Annotated in this window: 15 protein-coding genes; 6 read left to right on the top strand and 9 right to left on the bottom strand. The window is 58.9% G+C overall.

Features of this window, described 5'->3' with window-relative positions; genetic code table 11:
• The first annotated feature begins 1 nt into the window (after position 1).
• Positions 2–550, top strand: coding sequence for an ATP-dependent protease subunit HslV (gene hslV, locus ACOYNB_RS08225; protein WP_422838645.1), 549 nt, complete (start codon positions 2–4; stop codon positions 548–550).
• Positions 551–553: 3 nt separating this feature from the next.
• A complete protein-coding gene (gene hslU, locus ACOYNB_RS08220; protein WP_422838644.1) occupies positions 554–1,888 on the top strand; it encodes an ATP-dependent protease ATPase subunit HslU in 1,335 nt (444 codons plus the stop codon).
• On the opposite strand, the gene ACOYNB_RS08215 is transcribed toward hslU, so the two are convergent.
• A complete protein-coding gene (locus tag ACOYNB_RS08215; protein WP_422838618.1) occupies positions 1,878–2,654 on the bottom strand; it encodes a type III pantothenate kinase in 777 nt (258 codons plus the stop codon). The genes hslU and ACOYNB_RS08215 overlap by 11 nt on opposite strands.
• 238 nt (positions 2,655–2,892) lie before the next feature.
• On the opposite strand from ACOYNB_RS08215, the gene ACOYNB_RS08210 reads away from it, so the two are divergent.
• Both ACOYNB_RS08210 and ACOYNB_RS08205 read left to right on the top strand, forming a co-directional pair.
• Positions 2,893–3,468 (top strand): chalcone isomerase family protein, encoded by a 576-nt coding sequence (locus tag ACOYNB_RS08210; RefSeq protein ID WP_422838617.1) that lies wholly within the window; start codon positions 2,893–2,895, stop codon positions 3,466–3,468.
• Positions 3,469–3,526: 58 nt separating this feature from the next.
• Entirely contained in the window at positions 3,527–4,429 is a 903-nt protein-coding gene (locus ACOYNB_RS08205) for an HDOD domain-containing protein (RefSeq protein WP_422838616.1), read from the top strand.
• A 37-nt stretch (positions 4,430–4,466) separates the two neighbouring features.
• Here ACOYNB_RS08205 and ACOYNB_RS08200 read toward each other — a convergent pair whose 3' ends face one another.
• Genes ACOYNB_RS08200 through ACOYNB_RS08185 form a run of 4 tightly spaced genes read right to left on the bottom strand, consistent with a single transcriptional unit; the run spans position 4,467 to position 7,650 of the window.
• On the bottom strand, positions 4,467–5,426 hold the full coding sequence (locus ACOYNB_RS08200) for a S49 family peptidase (protein WP_422838615.1): 960 nt from the start codon (positions 5,424–5,426) through the stop codon (positions 4,467–4,469).
• 27 nt (positions 5,427–5,453) lie between these two features.
• Entirely contained in the window at positions 5,454–5,837 is a 384-nt protein-coding gene (locus ACOYNB_RS08195) for a Rieske (2Fe-2S) protein (RefSeq protein ID WP_422838614.1), read from the bottom strand.
• A complete protein-coding gene (locus tag ACOYNB_RS08190) occupies positions 5,830–6,513 on the bottom strand; it encodes an HAD-IA family hydrolase (RefSeq protein ID WP_422838613.1) in 684 nt (227 codons plus the stop codon). Before ACOYNB_RS08190 ends, ACOYNB_RS08195 begins: the two co-directional genes overlap by 8 nt.
• Before the next feature lie 21 nt (positions 6,514–6,534).
• Positions 6,535–7,650: an RluA family pseudouridine synthase gene (locus ACOYNB_RS08185; RefSeq protein WP_422838612.1), complete on the bottom strand. Its 1,116-nt coding sequence runs from the start codon at positions 7,648–7,650 to the stop codon at positions 6,535–6,537.
• A 677-nt stretch (positions 7,651–8,327) separates the two neighbouring features.
• On the opposite strand from ACOYNB_RS08185, the gene ACOYNB_RS08180 reads away from it, so the two are divergent.
• Positions 8,328–11,102 (top strand): Rne/Rng family ribonuclease, encoded by a 2,775-nt coding sequence (locus ACOYNB_RS08180; protein ID WP_422838611.1) that lies wholly within the window; start codon positions 8,328–8,330, stop codon positions 11,100–11,102.
• 245 nt (positions 11,103–11,347) lie between these two features.
• Positions 11,348–13,144 carry an AMP-dependent synthetase/ligase gene (locus ACOYNB_RS08175; RefSeq protein WP_422838610.1) on the top strand — a complete coding sequence of 599 codons (1,797 nt, stop codon included), beginning with the start codon at positions 11,348–11,350 and terminating at the stop codon, positions 13,142–13,144.
• Between the two features lie 32 nt (positions 13,145–13,176).
• Here the strand turns inward: ACOYNB_RS08175 and nagZ are convergent, their stop codons facing one another.
• Genes nagZ through recO form a run of 4 tightly spaced genes read right to left on the bottom strand, consistent with a single transcriptional unit; the run spans position 13,177 to position 16,287 of the window.
• On the bottom strand, positions 13,177–14,298 hold the full coding sequence (gene nagZ / locus ACOYNB_RS08170; protein ID WP_422838609.1) for a beta-N-acetylhexosaminidase: 1,122 nt from the start codon (positions 14,296–14,298) through the stop codon (positions 13,177–13,179).
• On the bottom strand, positions 14,295–14,699 hold the full coding sequence (acpS, locus tag ACOYNB_RS08165) for a holo-ACP synthase (protein WP_422838608.1): 405 nt from the start codon (positions 14,697–14,699) through the stop codon (positions 14,295–14,297). Before acpS ends, nagZ begins: the two co-directional genes overlap by 4 nt.
• A complete protein-coding gene (locus ACOYNB_RS08160; RefSeq protein WP_422838607.1) occupies positions 14,696–15,511 on the bottom strand; it encodes a pyridoxine 5'-phosphate synthase in 816 nt (271 codons plus the stop codon). The genes acpS and ACOYNB_RS08160 overlap by 4 nt, the downstream gene beginning before the upstream one ends.
• Positions 15,508–16,287 (bottom strand): DNA repair protein RecO, encoded by a 780-nt coding sequence (gene recO / locus ACOYNB_RS08155; RefSeq protein ID WP_422838606.1) that lies wholly within the window; start codon positions 16,285–16,287, stop codon positions 15,508–15,510. Before recO ends, ACOYNB_RS08160 begins: the two co-directional genes overlap by 4 nt.
• Between the last annotated feature and the right edge of the window lie 19 nt (positions 16,288–16,306).

Raw genomic sequence — 16,306 nt, 5'->3', positions numbered from 1 at the left:
CATGGAACCCTATCACGGCACGACCATCGTCAGCATCCGGCGACAAACCCCTCAAGGCTGGCAAGTTGCCATGGGCGGCGATGGGCAAGTGACCCTCGGTCACATCGTTGTCAAATCCACTGCTCGCAAAGTTCGCAAGCTGTATCGCGATCAGGTGCTAGCAGGCTTTGCCGGCGCGACTGCCGATGCGTTCACGCTGTTCGAGCGATTCGAAGCCAAGCTCGAAAAACACCAAGGACATCTCGCCCGCGCAGCTGTTGAGCTGACTCGGGACTGGCGTACGGACCGCGTACTCCGCAAGCTCGAAGCCATGCTGGCGGTGGCGGATCGTGAGACGTCATTGATCATCACTGGCAACGGGGACGTGCTGGAACCCGAACACGGCATCATCGCCATTGGGTCGGGCGGCGCCTACGCCCAAGCCGCAGCGCGGGCCCTGCAGACCAACACCGAGCTAGATGCCGCCGTCATGGTGAAAAAGTCGCTTGAAATCGCCGGCGACCTGTGCATCTACACCAATCAGAACCACCTCATTGAAACGCTGGGCTGACGCATCATGAGCATGACCCCACAAGATATCGTGTGCGAGCTGGATCAACACATCGTTGGCCAACACGCCGCCAAGCGCGCCGTCGCCATTGCTTTGCGAAACCGTTGGCGTCGTCAGCAAGTTGATCAATCATTGCGAACCGAGATCACACCTAAAAATATCCTCATGATCGGGCCGACCGGTGTGGGCAAGACCGAGATCGCTCGCCGCCTTGCCAAATTGGCGGATGCACCCTTCATCAAAGTGGAGGCAACCAAGTTCACCGAAGTGGGTTACGTCGGCAAGGATGTCGACACCATCATCCGCGATCTGGTCGAGAGTGCGGTCAAACAAGAACGTGCGCATCAGGTTCAGGCTCAACGCATGCGTGCGGAGGACGCGGCTGAAGACCGCATTCTGGATGTCCTGATCCCCGCGCCTCGCGCCGATTTCGGCGTCACGCCGCCGACCTCAACAGACAGCACCGCGCGTCAAGTGATGCGCAAGCGTTTGCGGGAGGGCTCACTGGATGACAAAGAGATCGACATCGAACTGGCGGACAGCAAAGCGCCTCCAGTGGAAATCCTAGGCCCCGCCGGCATGGAAGACATGGCCGAACAATTGCGTGGCATGTTCTCGCAGATGGGGCAACAGCGGAAAAAGACTCGCAAAGTCACCATCGCAGAGGCCCGCGCACAGTTGATCGAAGAAGAAGCGACCAAGCTGGTCAATGAAGATGAAATCCGTGCTCGTGCGCTGGAACGCGCAGAACAAAACGGCATTGTCTTCATCGATGAAATTGATAAAGTCGCCAGCAGATCAGAGGGGCAAGGGGCGGAGGTATCTCGCCAAGGGGTTCAACGTGACTTGCTCCCGCTCGTCGAAGGCACCACCGTCCACACCAAGTATGGGATGGTGAAAACCGATCACATCCTGTTCATCGCATCTGGCGCGTTCCACCTGAGCAAGCCCAGCGACCTCATCCCTGAACTACAAGGGCGATTCCCCATCCGCGTCGAACTGTCATCGCTGTCGGTGGATGACTTCGAAGCCATTCTGACTCAACCCAGCGCCAGTTTGATCAAGCAATACCAAGCACTCCTGTCTGCAGAAGGTGTGAACCTGAACTTCACACCGGAGGCTGTTCGTCGCTTGGCGCAAATTGCTTGCGAAGTAAACGAGCGCACTGAAAACATTGGCGCTCGCCGCCTGGCAACCGTCATGGAGCGACTGCTGGACGAACTCTCATTCAACGCCCCGAATCTCAGTGGCCAAACTCACCTGGTCGACGCAGATGAAGTGGATCGCAAGCTCAGCGAACTGGCTCGCAACGAGGATCTGTCCCGCTTTATTCTGTGAGCCCTTCTGCCAGGGTCAGCAGCCCCTCAAAAATGAGGTTCTCTGCGATCGTGGCAGGCAATTCGGTTACGTGAGACAAACGAGACACTGCCCCTCCTGACATGATCAAGAGAGGCTCCTTGCCTGCATGAACACGCAGCCTGCGAAGGCTGCGCTCAATGGCACCGGCGATTGCGTCCGTCCCTCCACTCATGAGCGCGTCACTGGTGTTGGTCGGAAAGTCGTGCACTTCACCCGTTGGCACTTTCAAGCCTGCGGTCCCACTCTCCAAGGCGCGGTACATCAAACCAAACCCCGGCAGGATCAAGCCCCCCAGAAAACGACCCGAGGCATCAATGGCGTCAACGGTCACAGCGGTTCCGACCATTACTGCCAATACTGGCGGGGGGGTCACTGGATCGGTGAGCAAGGCTCGCTGGCGAGCGCCGATGATGGCCGCCCATCGGTCAGCGCCCAAGCGCTGTGGGTGCTCATAGCCATTTTGAACGCCCCCGGCCTCTGAACTGGATGACACCCAATTAGGCTTGACACCCCAGCCCTCTTCCAGTTGCTCCTCAACTCGCCGCTTGATGGCCTCACCTGCCACGACACAACCCAGCATCGCCTTCGGTTGATGATGAAGGTTCTTCCAGTAGAGGTGCCAGAGATAGTCAATGTCTTCCAAGACAACGGCCCCATGAGCCAGCAACTCGGACTGACGAGAAGGCGCTGAATACAAGCCCCACTTCAACCGCGTGTTGCCGATGTCGATAACCAAAAAAGACATGACTTGAATTCCAATTCCCTGGGCGGTAGCCCCGGTGTTGGGTTGCCATTCTGCTGCATCTCTCTGTAAGAAACGTTGCAGAGCTGCTGCAATCGCGCCACGCCCCGATACAAATCGAGGGCAAACAGGCGCACCCTCGGGAATTTACCGCTATGGTCCTTGTCGTCCTTGGGGAGAAACTGTGCGTTTATGCCTTGTTCGGCCCATTTTGGACTGACCAATCAATGACGGAGAACCCATGAAATCTATCGCCCGCGCTCTGATCCTGAGCACTGCACTGGCTGCCGCACTGCCTGCCATGGCCCTGGAAATCAAAGGCGCCAAGTTCGGTGACACCGCTCAAGTAGCCAATCAACCGCTGCAACTCAACGGAGCTGGCGTCCGCGTCAAGATCATTGTCGACGTGTATGCAGCCGGCTTGTACCTGTCCAAGAAGGAAAAGAACGCTGCCGCGGCCATTGCTCAACCTGGCGCCAAATCGGTTCAAATCGTTCTGCTGCGCGAACTGACCGGCGAAGACTTTGCTGACGCCATGATCAAGGGTTTCAAGAAGAACGCGTCGGACGCAGAACTGGCCAAGTACCAAGGTCGCCTGGACGAACTGAAGAACCTGATGATGACCTTCGGCTCCGTCAAGAAGGGCACCACCATCAACATGAACCTGATCCCAGGCGCCGGCATGCGGGTGCTGGTGGATGGCGCACAAAAGGGTCGTGACATCGCCGGTGACGACTTCTACGCTGCGATCCTGAAGATCTGGCTGGGCAATGACCCCGTCGACAGCGACCTGAAGCACGCACTGTTAGGTAGCTAAAAGCAACACCACGCGGCAAACTGCGTGAGCAAGTTGGCAAGCCGAGGGGAGACCCGGCTTGCCTGCACTGCATAATGGGTCGATAACCCCCTTACCAATACAGGGGCTGCCTCACGCCATGATCGAATCCCCATTACCCAATTTACGAGCATGGGCTGAAACGCTGGCCAAGCTTGAGATTCCCGTTCTTCCCGGAACGGTGGCGGAGCTTTCCCAACTCCGGGAAATTGAAGAAAACAACGGCAACGTTGATGCGCATACCTTGGCAGAAGGGTTCAGCAATGACCCACTGATGACGCTCAAGGTCTTGGTAAACGTATCCAAGCACTGCACACGGTTGAGTGTCGAGCCACCCGAAACGCTGGTGGGCGCCATCGTCATGCAAGGCATCAGCCCGTTTTTCCACACCTTTCAAGACATCCACACCATTCTGGACTGGCTTCGCGATCGCCCAGAAGCATTGAGCGGCCTCATCAAGGTCATCACCCGGGCACGGCGCTCTGCGCACTTCGCCATGAATTTTGCGTTGCGCAGACAAGATCAAGACGCCGTCGTCATCCAGGAAGCCGCCCTGCTTCACGACTTCGCGGAGATGCTGCTTTGGTGCCACGCACCTGATCTGGCTCTTGAGATTGCCAACCGGCTAAAAACGGATCACACCCAGCGCTCACAGGTGGTTCAGCGGGAAGTACTGGGCATCACACTGGACGATCTCGGGCATGAACTCATGCGCCTATGGAATCTGCCAGAGTTGCTGATCGAGTGCACCGACGGCCACAAAATGAACGACCCGAGGGTGCGGTCTGTGATCCTCGGCGTTCAAATTGCCCGGCACACTCAGCACGGCTGGGATGACCCACATGCCGAGATGGCGCTACCGGCTGACATCAAAGATGTCGCGCAGTTGCTGACACTGTCATACGACGCAGCTCAAAGGCTGGTCATGAGCATCGACGGCTGAGGCCCAGCCTCAGCCAGCTTGTCACGCGAGCGGACGCTCAATGAATGGTGACGGCTGAGCGCATGGCGTGCACGGCACCTGCACCGATCGACGCACCAAAACGCTTTGCAAGGCGCTCCGCAAGGTTTTCCTTTTGCGTGTAGTCGATGATGTCTTCCGCCTTGACTTCGTCACGCGCCACCTGATCCAAGCTCCCCAGGCGGTCAGCCAAACCCAAACCCACGGCTTGCTGGCCATTCCAGAAGAGCCCGGAGAAGGTATCTGGCTCGGCCTTCAGGCGCTTGCCGCGGCCGTCTTTGACCACCTGGATGAACTGCTGGTGAATCTGATCCAGCATGGCTTGCGCATACGCTTCCTGATTCGGATTGCGAGGAGAGAATGGATCCAGCATGCCCTTATTTGAACCTGCCGTCATCAGTCGACGCTCGACACCGACCTTCTCCATCACGGAAGAAAAGCCAAAGCCATCCATCAACACACCGATGGAGCCCACGATGGACGCCTTGTCGACCACAATTTGATCTGCAGCCACCGCGATGTAGTAGGCAGCAGAGGCGCACATTTCTTCGCAAACGGCATACACCTTTTTCTTGTGTGCAGCCTTCAACCGACGGATCTCGTCGTTCACCAGCCCGGCCTGAACAGGACTCCCGCCCGGCGAGTTGATGCGCAACACCACGGCACGAGCGCCTTGATCTTCAAACGCACTGCGCAATGCAGCCATCAGGTTGTCGGCACTGGATTCGGTTTCGGCACCGATTTCTCCACGTACTTCGACCAGTGCGGTATGCGGCGTCACAGGCGCCTTGGCCGACGGCACCGTCTCGACGGCGGTCCAGATGACGCTCAGAGCAACGGCAATCCACAGCAGGCGCCAGAACCAGCGCCAACGTTGCTGTCGCCGCTGTTGGGCCAAGTACGCCGCGGCAAACTGCTCCAGCAGCATACGCTCGGTGTTTGTCGGCTGATCTGCCGAAGAGGAATCGACCGCACTCATGAATGATGTCCGCGCAACGGGTTGAAATCAAAAAACGGGTTGGAACTGCTCGCTAGGATACCAATAGACCTTCTGGTCGATCTCCTGAACCTCAATCTTCTTGAGGTGCGCACCACGACAGGGTCCACTGACGCACAGGCCACTGGGAGGATCGTACAAAGCGCCGTGGATCGAACAGATGAAAAAGCAGCGATCCATATCCCAAAACTTACCCGGCTGCCAATCCATCTCGGTGGGCACGTGTGCGCACTGATTCAAGTACGCAACGACCTGTCCTTGATAGCGAACCGCAAATGCCTGAACCGGCCTGGCAACCCCAAATGCGCTCACCTCAAACACCACAGCGTCGCCCGTCTCAGTCAGGCCAGACGCAAGGCAGAGAAATTGAGGCTCAGCCGAGTGGTCAGGCATGCTCAACCAACCAGCCATGCAACTCCGCCATGGAGTGCGCGACAAATTGTGTTGGGAATTCGGCAAACGTCGCGGGTTCGTGGGCACCGTAGCTGACAGCAACACTGTGCGCACCTGCGTTCAACGCCAATTGAAGATCGTGCGTCGTATCACCAATCATCAAGGTGCGCTCAGGATCGACACCAAACTCGGCCATCAACTCCAGCAACATGCGAGGGTGAGGCTTGGAAGCCGTCTCATCAGCGGTTCGTGTGCCGTCAAAAACCCCTCGCAGCTCCACATGCGTCAAGGCTTCGTTCAATCCCTGTCGACTTTTACCCGTGGCAACGGCCAACCAATGGTTCCGGGCTTTCAGCGCATCCAGCAACGCAAGCGTGCCATCAAACAGCGTGAGCTCGTGTTGCCGCTGGAAATAGTGATGCCGATAACGCTGCCCCAACTCAGGCACACGCGCAGGATCCAAAGAAGGCGCGACATGCGCCAAGGCCTCATAGAGCCCCATTCCGATCACATAGGCAGCTTCAGAGCGAGGTGGCACGGGCAAGCCCAAGTCCGCACATGCGGCCTGAATACACCCTGTGATCAGGGCGGTGGAGTCATACAAGGTGCCATCCCAGTCAAATACGATCAAGTCGTACGCACGGGGGCGCAATCCGGTGTCAACAGTGGTCGTCATTCGCGGCAAGGCATCGTTGGATCAGGGTTGCGCCAGCGGGCGCAAAGCACTCAGCAGATTCTCGCACTCCGCCGGCAGCGGTGCCTGCAAGGTCAACTCTTCACCTGAAACAGGATGGGGCAGACGCAGGTAACGCGCGTGCAAGAACATGCGCTCGAAGCGCCCGTCCTTCAATTGACTGCGCATGACACCTGGAAGGTCATCCGAACCACCTCGAGCCAAGGCTTTGTTCAGGGCGAAATCTCCGTACTTGTCGTCCCCGACGATGGGGTGCCCTTCGTTTTGAAGATGCACGCGGATCTGATGCGTCCGACCTGTCTTGATGGTCACGTCCAGCAAGCTGAAGTTCGCGAATCGCTGGACGACATGAACCAAGGAAATGGAGCGGCGCCCATCATCGTCGTCGTCCTTCACGGCCTTCACTCGTCGCTCCCCCTCGGGCGTCAAGTACTTGTGTAGCGCAACGTCAATCACCTTGCGTGCAGCAGGCCAGTCGCCGATCACCAGTGCGGCGTAGGTCTTGTGTGCCTGACGGTGGCGGAAGAAGTCTTGCAAGGAGGTCAAAGCGCTGCGCTTTTTCGCAATCAGCAAAATGCCGGAGGTTTCCTTGTCAAGCCGATGCACCAGCTCCAGAAATTTGGCCTGAGGCCTCGCCCGGCGCAGTTGCTCGATGACCCCGAAACTCACGCCACTACCGCCATGAACTGCGACACCGGCCGGCTTGTTGATGGCTAACATATGGTCATCCTCAAACAAGACGGGAAACTCGCGCGCCGGAACCGCTGCCTCACGCTGTTCGTCTTTTTCTGCCAGACGCAACGGCGGCACGCGGACTTCATCACCCAGTTCAAGCCGTGTATCCGCAGCCGCCCGCCCCTTATTGACGCGCACCTCACCGCTGCGAATGATTCGATAAACCAAGGTCTTGGGCGCACCTTTCAATATCTTGATCAGGTAATTATCAAGACGCTGACCTGCACTGCCTTCATCAATGGTCAATCGCTGAACAGAGGCCAACACCTCCGTCTGGGCTGCAGCGGGTTTTTTCGTAGTTTGAACGGTGGTTCGGGCGGTGTTTTTCGCACCTATAATGGTCTTGGCCACGTTGTGAATTTGTTGTGTGTTGATATGGCTCATGCGGTATCAGCGACAACCAACAGGCAAAGCCAGATCGCATTTTACCTTTGACGTCGATCTGGTGGTGCTGCATGACAAGGCCCGGCGGGGTGCCCCGCCAAATTGATGGTGATGCAACAGCATTCCTTCACTGGAGAGAGCGACCCAAGGTGTCGCCCTGCCGCGGAAAGATTGCTGTCAGAGCCAACGTAGATCGAACCATAAATCAAGGTTTTCCGGATTCCAGCGTGACACTTGGAGTTTTCATCAAACCCCTTTTGCGCTGGCATCTGTGTCGAGTGACTGCCCACGTGCCCCGGTCCATTCAGCCCATCGATTGCGTCGCCCAAGCGCTGGCCTGCTTCTTTCCAGAAGCATGGCCGAGTATTGGCGCTGTTGACGCACGCCGGCTGCTGGTGCCCTCTGACTCCCCCACCCTTACAACACAGGCGTTCAAGCCAGCCAGGATGCTGGCTCGCCCGTTCGCAGTTGGCTGGAGTCAGTCCCGTGTCCAAGTCTCGGCACGCGCGCCCTTGCTGCATTGACGCCTTTGTGCGCCATTGACAGCCCAGGCAATTCCTTTCCGGTTCAGCTTCGTTGCTCGTGCATGAAAGCTGCCACGGCCCGTCAGGGTCATGGTGAGTTGAGGTTTGCCCGGCGCCATCCCGGTCAGACCTCGCTTGAACTGTGGAGACCACATGAAGCGCATGCTGATCAACGCCACGCAGCCGGAAGAACGGCGCCTGGCCATTGTTGACGGACAGAAACTGCTCGACTTCGAGACCGAAATCGAAGGGCGCGAGCAGCGCAAGGGCAATATTTACAAGGCCGTCGTCACCCGCGTCGAGCCTTCTCTTGAGGCATGCTTCGTCGATTACGGCGAGGACCGTCACGGCTTCCTGCCTTTCAAGGAAATTTCGCGCCAGTACTTCAAGGAAGGCGTCGAAGTTCGTTCGGCCAAGATCCAGGACGTGATCAAGGAAGGCCAGGAACTGCTGGTGCAGGTTGAAAAGGAAGAGCGCGGCAACAAGGGTGCAGCCCTGACCACGTTCATTTCGCTGGCTGGCCGCTACCTGGTCCTGATGCCCAACAACCCCCGTGGCGGTGGCGTGAGTCGTCGCATCGAGGGCGACGAGCGCGAAGAACTCAAGGAAGCCATGGATCAGCTCGAGTACCCCAAGGGTATGAGCCTGATCGCCCGCACCGCTGGCATTGGCCGAACACCGGCTGAGCTGCAGTGGGACTTGAACTACATGCTCAAGCTGTGGACGGCCATTGACGAGGCCGCCCAAGCCGGCAAGGGCGCTTACCTGATTTATCAGGAGTCATCGCTGGTCATTCGCGCCATCCGCGACTACTTCACGGCTGACATCGGCGAGATCCTGATCGACACCGACGACATCTACGAGCAGGCCAAGCAGTTCATGCTGCATGTCATGCCCGACACGGCCAACCGCGTGAAGCGTTACCGTGACGATGCCGCACTGTTCTCTCGCTTCCAGATCGAGCATCAGATCGAGACGGCCTTCAGCCGCACGGTGAACCTGCCCTCCGGTGGCGCCATCGTGATCGACCACACCGAAGCCCTCGTGGCCGTGGACGTGAATTCGGCCCGCGCTACCCGTGGTGGCGACATCGAAGAAACAGCCTTCCGCACCAACCTGGAAGCGGCCGACGAAATTGCCCGTCAGATGCGCCTGCGCGACCTGGGCGGCCTGATCGTCATGGACTTCATCGACATGGAGGACAGCAAGCACCGCCGCGAGGTGGAGCAGCGCCTGCGTGACGCCCTGCGCACCGACCGTGCCCGCGTGCAGTTCAGCTCGATCTCGAAGTTCGGCCTGCTGGAGATGTCGCGTCAGCGTCTGCGTCCCGCCCTGTCGGAAGGCTCGCACATCACCTGCCCGCGCTGTAACGGCACCGGGCACATCCGTGATACCGAGTCGTCGGCCCTGCAGATCCTGCGCATCATTCAAGAAGAGTCCATGAAGGACAACACTGCTGCTGTGCACGTGCAAGTGCCTGTGGAAGTGACCTCCTTCCTGCTGAATGAAAAGCGGACCGAGATCACCAAGATCGAACTGAAGCAGCGCGTCACCGTGCTGTTGGTGCCGAACAAACATCTCGAAACGCCCAACTACAAACTGGAGCGCCTGCGCCACGACGATCCTCGCCTGGAAAACATCCAGGCCAGCTACTCCATGATCGAGGAGCCCAGCGAAGAGGTGGGCATCACCCGTCGCGAGAAGATCAAGCCCAAGCAAGAGCCGGTCATCAAGGGTGTTTTGCCCGATCAACCTGCTCCGATGGCTGTTCCCAAGAATGAACCCATGCTGGAGGCTGCCGTCGAGATTCCGCATCAGCCTGTGCCTGAAAGCAAGCCAAGCTCTGGTGGTTTCTTCGGCTGGGTGAAGCGCTTGTTTGGCTTCGGCGAAGCAGAAGCCACACCGGCACCTGCCACTGAAGCCACCCCCACCCCTGCTGCCGAACCTGCCAAGGATGGCAAGGGTCAAGGTCGCGGCCGTCGCGACGGTCAGCGTCGTGGCGAGCGCAACGGCGATCGTCGTGAACGCGGTGAGAAGTCGGAGCGCCAAGGCGACAACCGTCAAGGCCGTCGCCCTAACCGCGAGGATCGCAGTGAGGGCAACAACGAGGCAGCACGCGACGAAGCGCCACGTCAGGAAGGTCGCCGTGGCCGCGGCAACCGTGGTGGCGATCGTCCCGCCCTGAATCGCGAAGCGATTGCAGCAGAAGCGTTGGCACTGGGGCAAACCGTTGCGACGGAAGGCGCTGCCTTGCCTGGCGCCGATTCCGCTGTCGCACAAGATGGCGAACGCGAAGGCGGCCGTCGTCGTCGTCGTGGTGGCCGTGGTCGCGGTGAACGTGCTGACGACAGCCTGAATACGCAGCAAGACGGCACCATCGAGCCATCCACCGCTGCCGCTGCCGACAACAATAGCACTGAAGCTGGCATCAGCGAAGGTGCAGAGCAAGAGTCGCGCGGCCGTCGCCAACGTGGTGACCGTCCACGCCGCGATCGTCGCGACCGCTCGGCAGAGTCCAGCGAGGTGGTTGAGCAAAATGCTGACGCCCCCGCCACCGACCTGACACAGGCTTCTGAAGTCGTCGCGCCCGTCGTGGTGGCTCCGTCCGAGCCAACCACGATCGAAGCTACCTCAGCACCGTTTGCCGAGGTAGTTGCCGCAGAACCGGTTGCCCCTGCACCTGAGCCTTACAGCTTGCCAATCGAACAGTTGGTAGCGTTGGCAAAGGACGCCGGGCTGGAGTGGGTCAACTCAGATGCCGACAAGATCCGTGTTGCCCAAGAAGCGATCGCCAACGAGCCCAAGCCTGTGCATGTGCCACGCGAACGCAAGGCAGCCGTGTTGCTGGACGAAGGTCCATTGATCTTGGTCGAAACCAAGAAGGATCTGCGTCAAGTGACCTTGCCGTTCGAGACCACTGGGCAGTAAGACTGCGTCGCCTCGCCCAACAAAAAACCCGGCCTTCGCGCCGGGTTTTTTCATGCGCGGCAGCGATCGTGATCGGGGTCTTTCCCCAGAGGGTTTCACCTAAACGATAAACAGTTGACGTTTACGTCACCTTGCACTTTAATCTGTGCAAACACAAGGAGACGTACGTGTCTATTGCTCAAGCGGTTCGTATCGACAGCACAGTTGATATGGCAAATGATGCCCGCCAGGCGTCTCCGGACCCCATGGCCTCGTTTGTCCCTCCATCCGTTGTCTTGCAACGCACAGCCACGCGACTGGGCTCTCGGGAAGCCTACTTCGTACGCGGAGAACACGGATGGGAGGCGACGAGTTGGCAGGAATACGGCGAGCAAGTGTCGACCGCAGCGCGGGCGCTTTTAAGCTTGGGGGTGCGCCGAGGTGATGCCGTTGCAGTCCTCAGCTTCAACCGCCCGGAGTGGGCCATCATTGCCTTTGCGGCCATGTCGATCGGCGCCATGCCAGCCGGCATCTACTGGACAAGCTCGACACAGGACATTGCGTACGTCCTCAATCACAGCAAGGCACCGATTCTCTTTGTCGAGGACGAAAACCGGCTGGCATCGGTCACTGCATGCACCGATGAACTGCCCCACCTGAAAACAATCGTTTCATTCAAAGACCTGGCGGGTTTGGCGGTGCACTGCAACTTGCCAGTGAGTTCGTGGCAGGACTTCCTGTCACGCCACAGAGAGACGCCTGAGAGCGTGCTCCAGCAGCGAACCAGCGCGCTGACACCGGATGACATCGGCACATTGATCTACACCTCAGGCACCACAGGCCCATCCAAAGCCGTTGCCTTGAGCCAAGGCAACTTGTGGTGGACCGCCACCACCATGGTCCAAATCTGCAAAGCAGATGAGCATGACCGCCTGATCTCCTATCTGCCACTGGCACACGCTGCCGAGCAAATGGGGGGCATGCATAACCAAGCCCATTCAGGGTTGCAGATGTTTTACGCCACCAGCATGGAGACGCTGGGCGATCACCTCAAAGAGGTGCAGCCCACCGTGTTCTTTGGTGTCCCGCGCGTGTGGGAAAAAATGCAGGCAGCCATCGAAACCAAGTTGGACGACGCCAAGGGCTTCAAGGCGCACCTGGCCAAGTGGGCCATGGGCGTGGGCCAAGCATGGCACGAGCGTAAGCTGGCTGGACACCCCACCGGCGCCCTGCTGGACTTCAAACGCGTGCTGGCGGACAAACTCATCTACAAAAAAGTGCAGGCGGCATTGGGCTTCCAGCATGCACGCTTGCTCAGTTCTGGCGCAGCCCCCATTGCACCAGAGAGCTTGAAGTTTTTCACCGGATTGGATCTGGTGATCCGTGAGGTGTACGGTCAGTCCGAGGTCAGCGGACCCTCGACGATGAGTCTGGAAGGCAGTACCCGCATTGGGTCCGTCGGCAAGACGCTACCCGGAACCGAGATGCATGTCGCACAAGATGGCGAACTACTCGTACGGGGCCCACACGTTTTCAAAGGCTACATGGGGCAACCGGCCGCCACCGCAGAGACCATGTCTGGAGACTGGCTCCTGACTGGCGACTTGGGCCGCATTGACGAAGATGGCTATGTGTACATCACCGGTCGGAAAAAGGATCTGATCATCACGTCGGGTGGTAAAAACATTTCACCGGCCAACATCGAAGCGGCGCTCATGGACACGCACATGATCGAACACGCAGTGGTGGCTGGAGATGGTCGTAACTACCTGACGGCACTCGTGACATTGGATCAGGATGCGCTCAAGGCATTCGCCCGATCGCACGGTTTGGCCGCAGAACAATTGGATCGTCATCCGGACGTCTTGAAGGCGGTTCAACTGAACATCGACCACGTCAATCAAAGCTTGGCCCGCGTCGCTCAAATCCGCAAGTTCGCTGTCCTGCCATCCCCCATGACGGTTCAGGGTGGAGAACTGACGCCCACACTCAAGGTCAAACGCAAGATTGTCCTGGAACGCTACAAGCACATCGTCGACAGCCTCTACGCTGGGACTGCCTGAAAAACAAAGCCCCACGATGTGGGGCTTTTTGTTTAGCGGGGCAATTTCGATAAGGCTTGTTGATACTGCGGGTGGAACATCAACTCATCCCACGTCAATGGCGCCGTCTGAGGCAACAAATCCAGCCGACGCGCTTCGCTGTCTTCGCTGGGTGTCCAGCCCCCTCGAGCCAAGGCGGCCGAAAGCCCATCCAGCAGCGCGTCAACGGCCGCACCACCATTCAAGGACTGATTGCACAGCAGCACCATGTCGCACCCTGCATTCAGTGCGGCGATGGCACCTTGCGTGTGACTACCCGCAACACTGGCCCCCTCCATGCTCAGGTCATCACTGAAGATTGCACCCGTAAAGCCAAGACGCTCACGCAAGATGTCTTGCAACCAGCGTCGAGAAAAACCGGCTGGGTGCTGATCCACTTTGGGATAAATCACGTGTGCGGGCATGACACTCGTCAGGGAGGTGCTCAGCCACTCGTAAGGCTTGGCATCGTCTTTGAGAATGGCAGTCAAGCTACGCTTGTCGACGGGGATATCGACGTGTGAATCAGCCTTCACAAAGCCATGGCCTGGGAAGTGCTTGCCACAGTTCGCCATGCCGGCCAACAACAAGCCGTGCATCACACTCTTGGCCAGCATCGTGACCACGCGCGGGTCCTGATGGAAAGCACGGTCACCAATGACACCACTTTCGCCCCAGTCCAAATCCAGCACGGGCGTGAACGTCAGGTCTACACCGCAAGCACGCAATTCGCTGGCCAGAACATAGCCGCAGGCCGTGGCGGCGTCGGTGGCAGCCATGGCGCCTGCCCCCTCGCCACCTTTGCCATCCTTCAACCACATGTCACCGAGCTTGCGCATGGTGGGCACGTGGGTAAAGCCGTCCGTCTTGAAGCGTTGCACGCGACCGCCCTCGTGGTCAACACAGATCAGCACGTCGGGCCGAATGGCCTTGATCTCGGTGCACAGTCGGGTCAGTTGCGCGCGGGACTCCCAGTTGCGGGCAAACAGAATGAGACCACCAGTCAGTGGATGCGCCAGACGGCGCTTGTCATCGTCGTTGAGCGTCAGGCCGGCGATGTCCAGCACCACCGGTGCATGGGCCACTTCGGGTAGATGGGCGGACGCGGTCTTCGAGGTGCGAGAGGTCTTGCTCATACGGTGGGGAATGGTTGATCGATGACGACGAAGGCCAAGGCGTGGTGCCCCTCGTCAGAAAGAGACAGATGGGCGTGCCAGCCTTTGCTGGCAAACCAGCCTGCCAACTCGCCACTGAGTGCAATGCTGGGCTGACCCATGGCGTTGCTGACGACCTGGCAATCCTGCCAGTTCATCGGGTCACGCATGCCCAGACCAATGGCTTTGGCAAACGCTTCTTTGGCGGCAAAGCGGCTGGCGAGGTAACGCCAGCCACGCTCAGCATTTGCAGACTGGCGCTCGTGGAACACGTTGCGCTCCTGCTCGCCCAGGATGCGCGCAATGAAGCGCTCACCCTGACGCTGTGCGGTCTCTTCGAGGCGCCGCACATCACAAAAATCTGTGCCAATGCCAACAATCATGGTGCAGACCGACGGGCACGAATCGCTTCGGACTTGAAGTCAGCAATGGCTTGACGCAGGCCCACAAACACGGCGTGACCGATCAAGGCGTGGCCGATGTGCAGTTCAGCCACTTCGGGCAAGGCCGCCACCAAAGCTGCACTGCTGGTTTGCCCCGCCAGCCCGGCATCACCGGGCTGCGTCAGCGCCAAACCGTGGCCAGCGTGCGTACGCAAGCCAAGGCTGCGCCCCAGTTGCAAGCCGGCCTGCAAGCGGCTCAGCTCGTTTTGCAGCGCAACGGGATCATTGTCCCACCACGCATGGGCCAGCGGCCCGGTGTGCAGTTCGATGCAAGGCGCACCAGCTTTGGCAGCCGCCTCGATCTGAGCTGGATCAGCTCCGATGAACAGTGACACCCGGCTGCCCGCTTGCGCCAAGCGATCGCAGGCGTCCTTGACTCGGCCAAATTGACCCAGCACGTCCAGCCCTCCCTCGGTGGTGACTTCCTGTCGACGCTCGGGCACCAGACAGACATGTTCTGGCGCCGTACGCTCGATGATGTCCAGCATCTCGTCGGTGATGGCAGCTTCGAAGTTCAGCGGCACCGCGATGCACGCCTTCAGGCGAACCACATCGTCGTCACGGATATGGCGACGGTCTTCGCGCAAGTGGAACGTGATGATGTCGGCCCCCCCCTCCACGGCCAACTGCGCCGCTGCCACCGGGTCCGGGAAACGTCCGCCGCGCGCATTGCGAACCGTGGCAACGTGATCAATGTTGACCCCAAGCAGCGGGGCATCCATGGCGGTCAGATGGGTACCAGAGAAAGTCATACGTGTTGAAGCTCCATCATCAGCTGGCGTGTTCGCAGCGTCTGGGAACCGAGATGATAGTGAATATGTGTGCGTAGCAAGCTTTTGAGTTCACCCAAAACCGGCATGCAGGCAGCCATGACCGTCGGAATCACTTGATGTCCCTTGGAACGCATGGCTTGCTCCAAACTTTTCAGAACATGCCCGTCCAGCACCACGGGCCCTGAATCAGCCTCACCGCCCAGGCGGGCAGGCAGGACGCCAAAGTCGGGTTGCAACGCATACAGCTCACCAGCATTAACTGCGTTGCCATTGGCACTGATCGACGCCAGATCGGGCAAATGCCCTAACTGCCGCAACAAGACCAGCTCAAAGGCACGCAAGGCTGCGTGCAACAGCGTCGGATTACCCATGGCCAGGAGGGTCTGGGCGTAGGCATCGAAAAGCTCAGCATGCGGATCGTGGCGAACCATCAATCGCATCAACAACTCGTTGAGATAGAAACCCGACAACAGGGCCGATCCGCCAGGCCAGGCGGCCCCACCAGCCCATTCGGCTTGACGCAACAGCCAAACCTCTGCGTCTTCCGAGCGCTTGGCGCCAAAGTTCACCAGCAAGCGTTGAAATGGCATCAGCACCGGGCGCAGTTGCGAGTATGGACGCTTGGCCCCTTTGGCCACAGCCACCACACGTCCGTGCTCACGCGTAAACAACTCCAGAATCAGACTGGACTCACTCCAGTCGTGACTGTGGAGCACGAACGCTTCATTGACCGGACGTGACGCCGTGCGACTCATGCACCTATGCCCTGACGCC

It is taken from the genome of Aquabacterium sp. (genome assembly GCF_049317225.1).
Classification (GTDB): Bacteria; Pseudomonadota; Gammaproteobacteria; order Burkholderiales; family Burkholderiaceae_C; genus Aquabacterium.
This window is presented reverse-complemented; position numbering and strand designations above follow the sequence as displayed.

Bases quoted from the DNA above. Each gene is read 5' to 3' on its own strand.
- hslV (WP_422838645.1), top strand. From the start codon at position 2: ATGGAACCCTATCACGGCACGACCATCGTCAGCATCCGGCGACAAACC.
- ACOYNB_RS08215 (WP_422838618.1), bottom strand. From the start codon at position 2,654: ATGTCTTTTTTGGTTATCGACATCGGCAACACGCGGTTGAAGTGGGGC.
- ACOYNB_RS08210 (WP_422838617.1), top strand. From the start codon at position 2,893: ATGAAATCTATCGCCCGCGCTCTGATCCTGAGCACTGCACTGGCTGCC.
- ACOYNB_RS08200 (WP_422838615.1), bottom strand. From the start codon at position 5,426: ATGAGTGCGGTCGATTCCTCTTCGGCAGATCAGCCGACAAACACCGAG.
- ACOYNB_RS08195 (WP_422838614.1), bottom strand. From the start codon at position 5,837: ATGCCTGACCACTCGGCTGAGCCTCAATTTCTCTGCCTTGCGTCTGGC.
- ACOYNB_RS08190 (WP_422838613.1), bottom strand. From the start codon at position 6,513: ATGACGACCACTGTTGACACCGGATTGCGCCCCCGTGCGTACGACTTG.
- ACOYNB_RS08185 (WP_422838612.1), bottom strand. From the start codon at position 7,650: ATGAGCCATATCAACACACAACAAATTCACAACGTGGCCAAGACCATT.
- ACOYNB_RS08180 (WP_422838611.1), top strand. From the start codon at position 8,328: ATGAAGCGCATGCTGATCAACGCCACGCAGCCGGAAGAACGGCGCCTG.
- ACOYNB_RS08175 (WP_422838610.1), top strand. From the start codon at position 11,348: ATGGCCTCGTTTGTCCCTCCATCCGTTGTCTTGCAACGCACAGCCACG.
- nagZ (WP_422838609.1), bottom strand. From the start codon at position 14,298: ATGAGCAAGACCTCTCGCACCTCGAAGACCGCGTCCGCCCATCTACCC.
- acpS (WP_422838608.1), bottom strand. From the start codon at position 14,699: ATGATTGTTGGCATTGGCACAGATTTTTGTGATGTGCGGCGCCTCGAA.
- ACOYNB_RS08160 (WP_422838607.1), bottom strand. From the start codon at position 15,511: ATGACTTTCTCTGGTACCCATCTGACCGCCATGGATGCCCCGCTGCTT.
- recO (WP_422838606.1), bottom strand. From the start codon at position 16,287: ATGAGTCGCACGGCGTCACGTCCGGTCAATGAAGCGTTCGTGCTCCAC.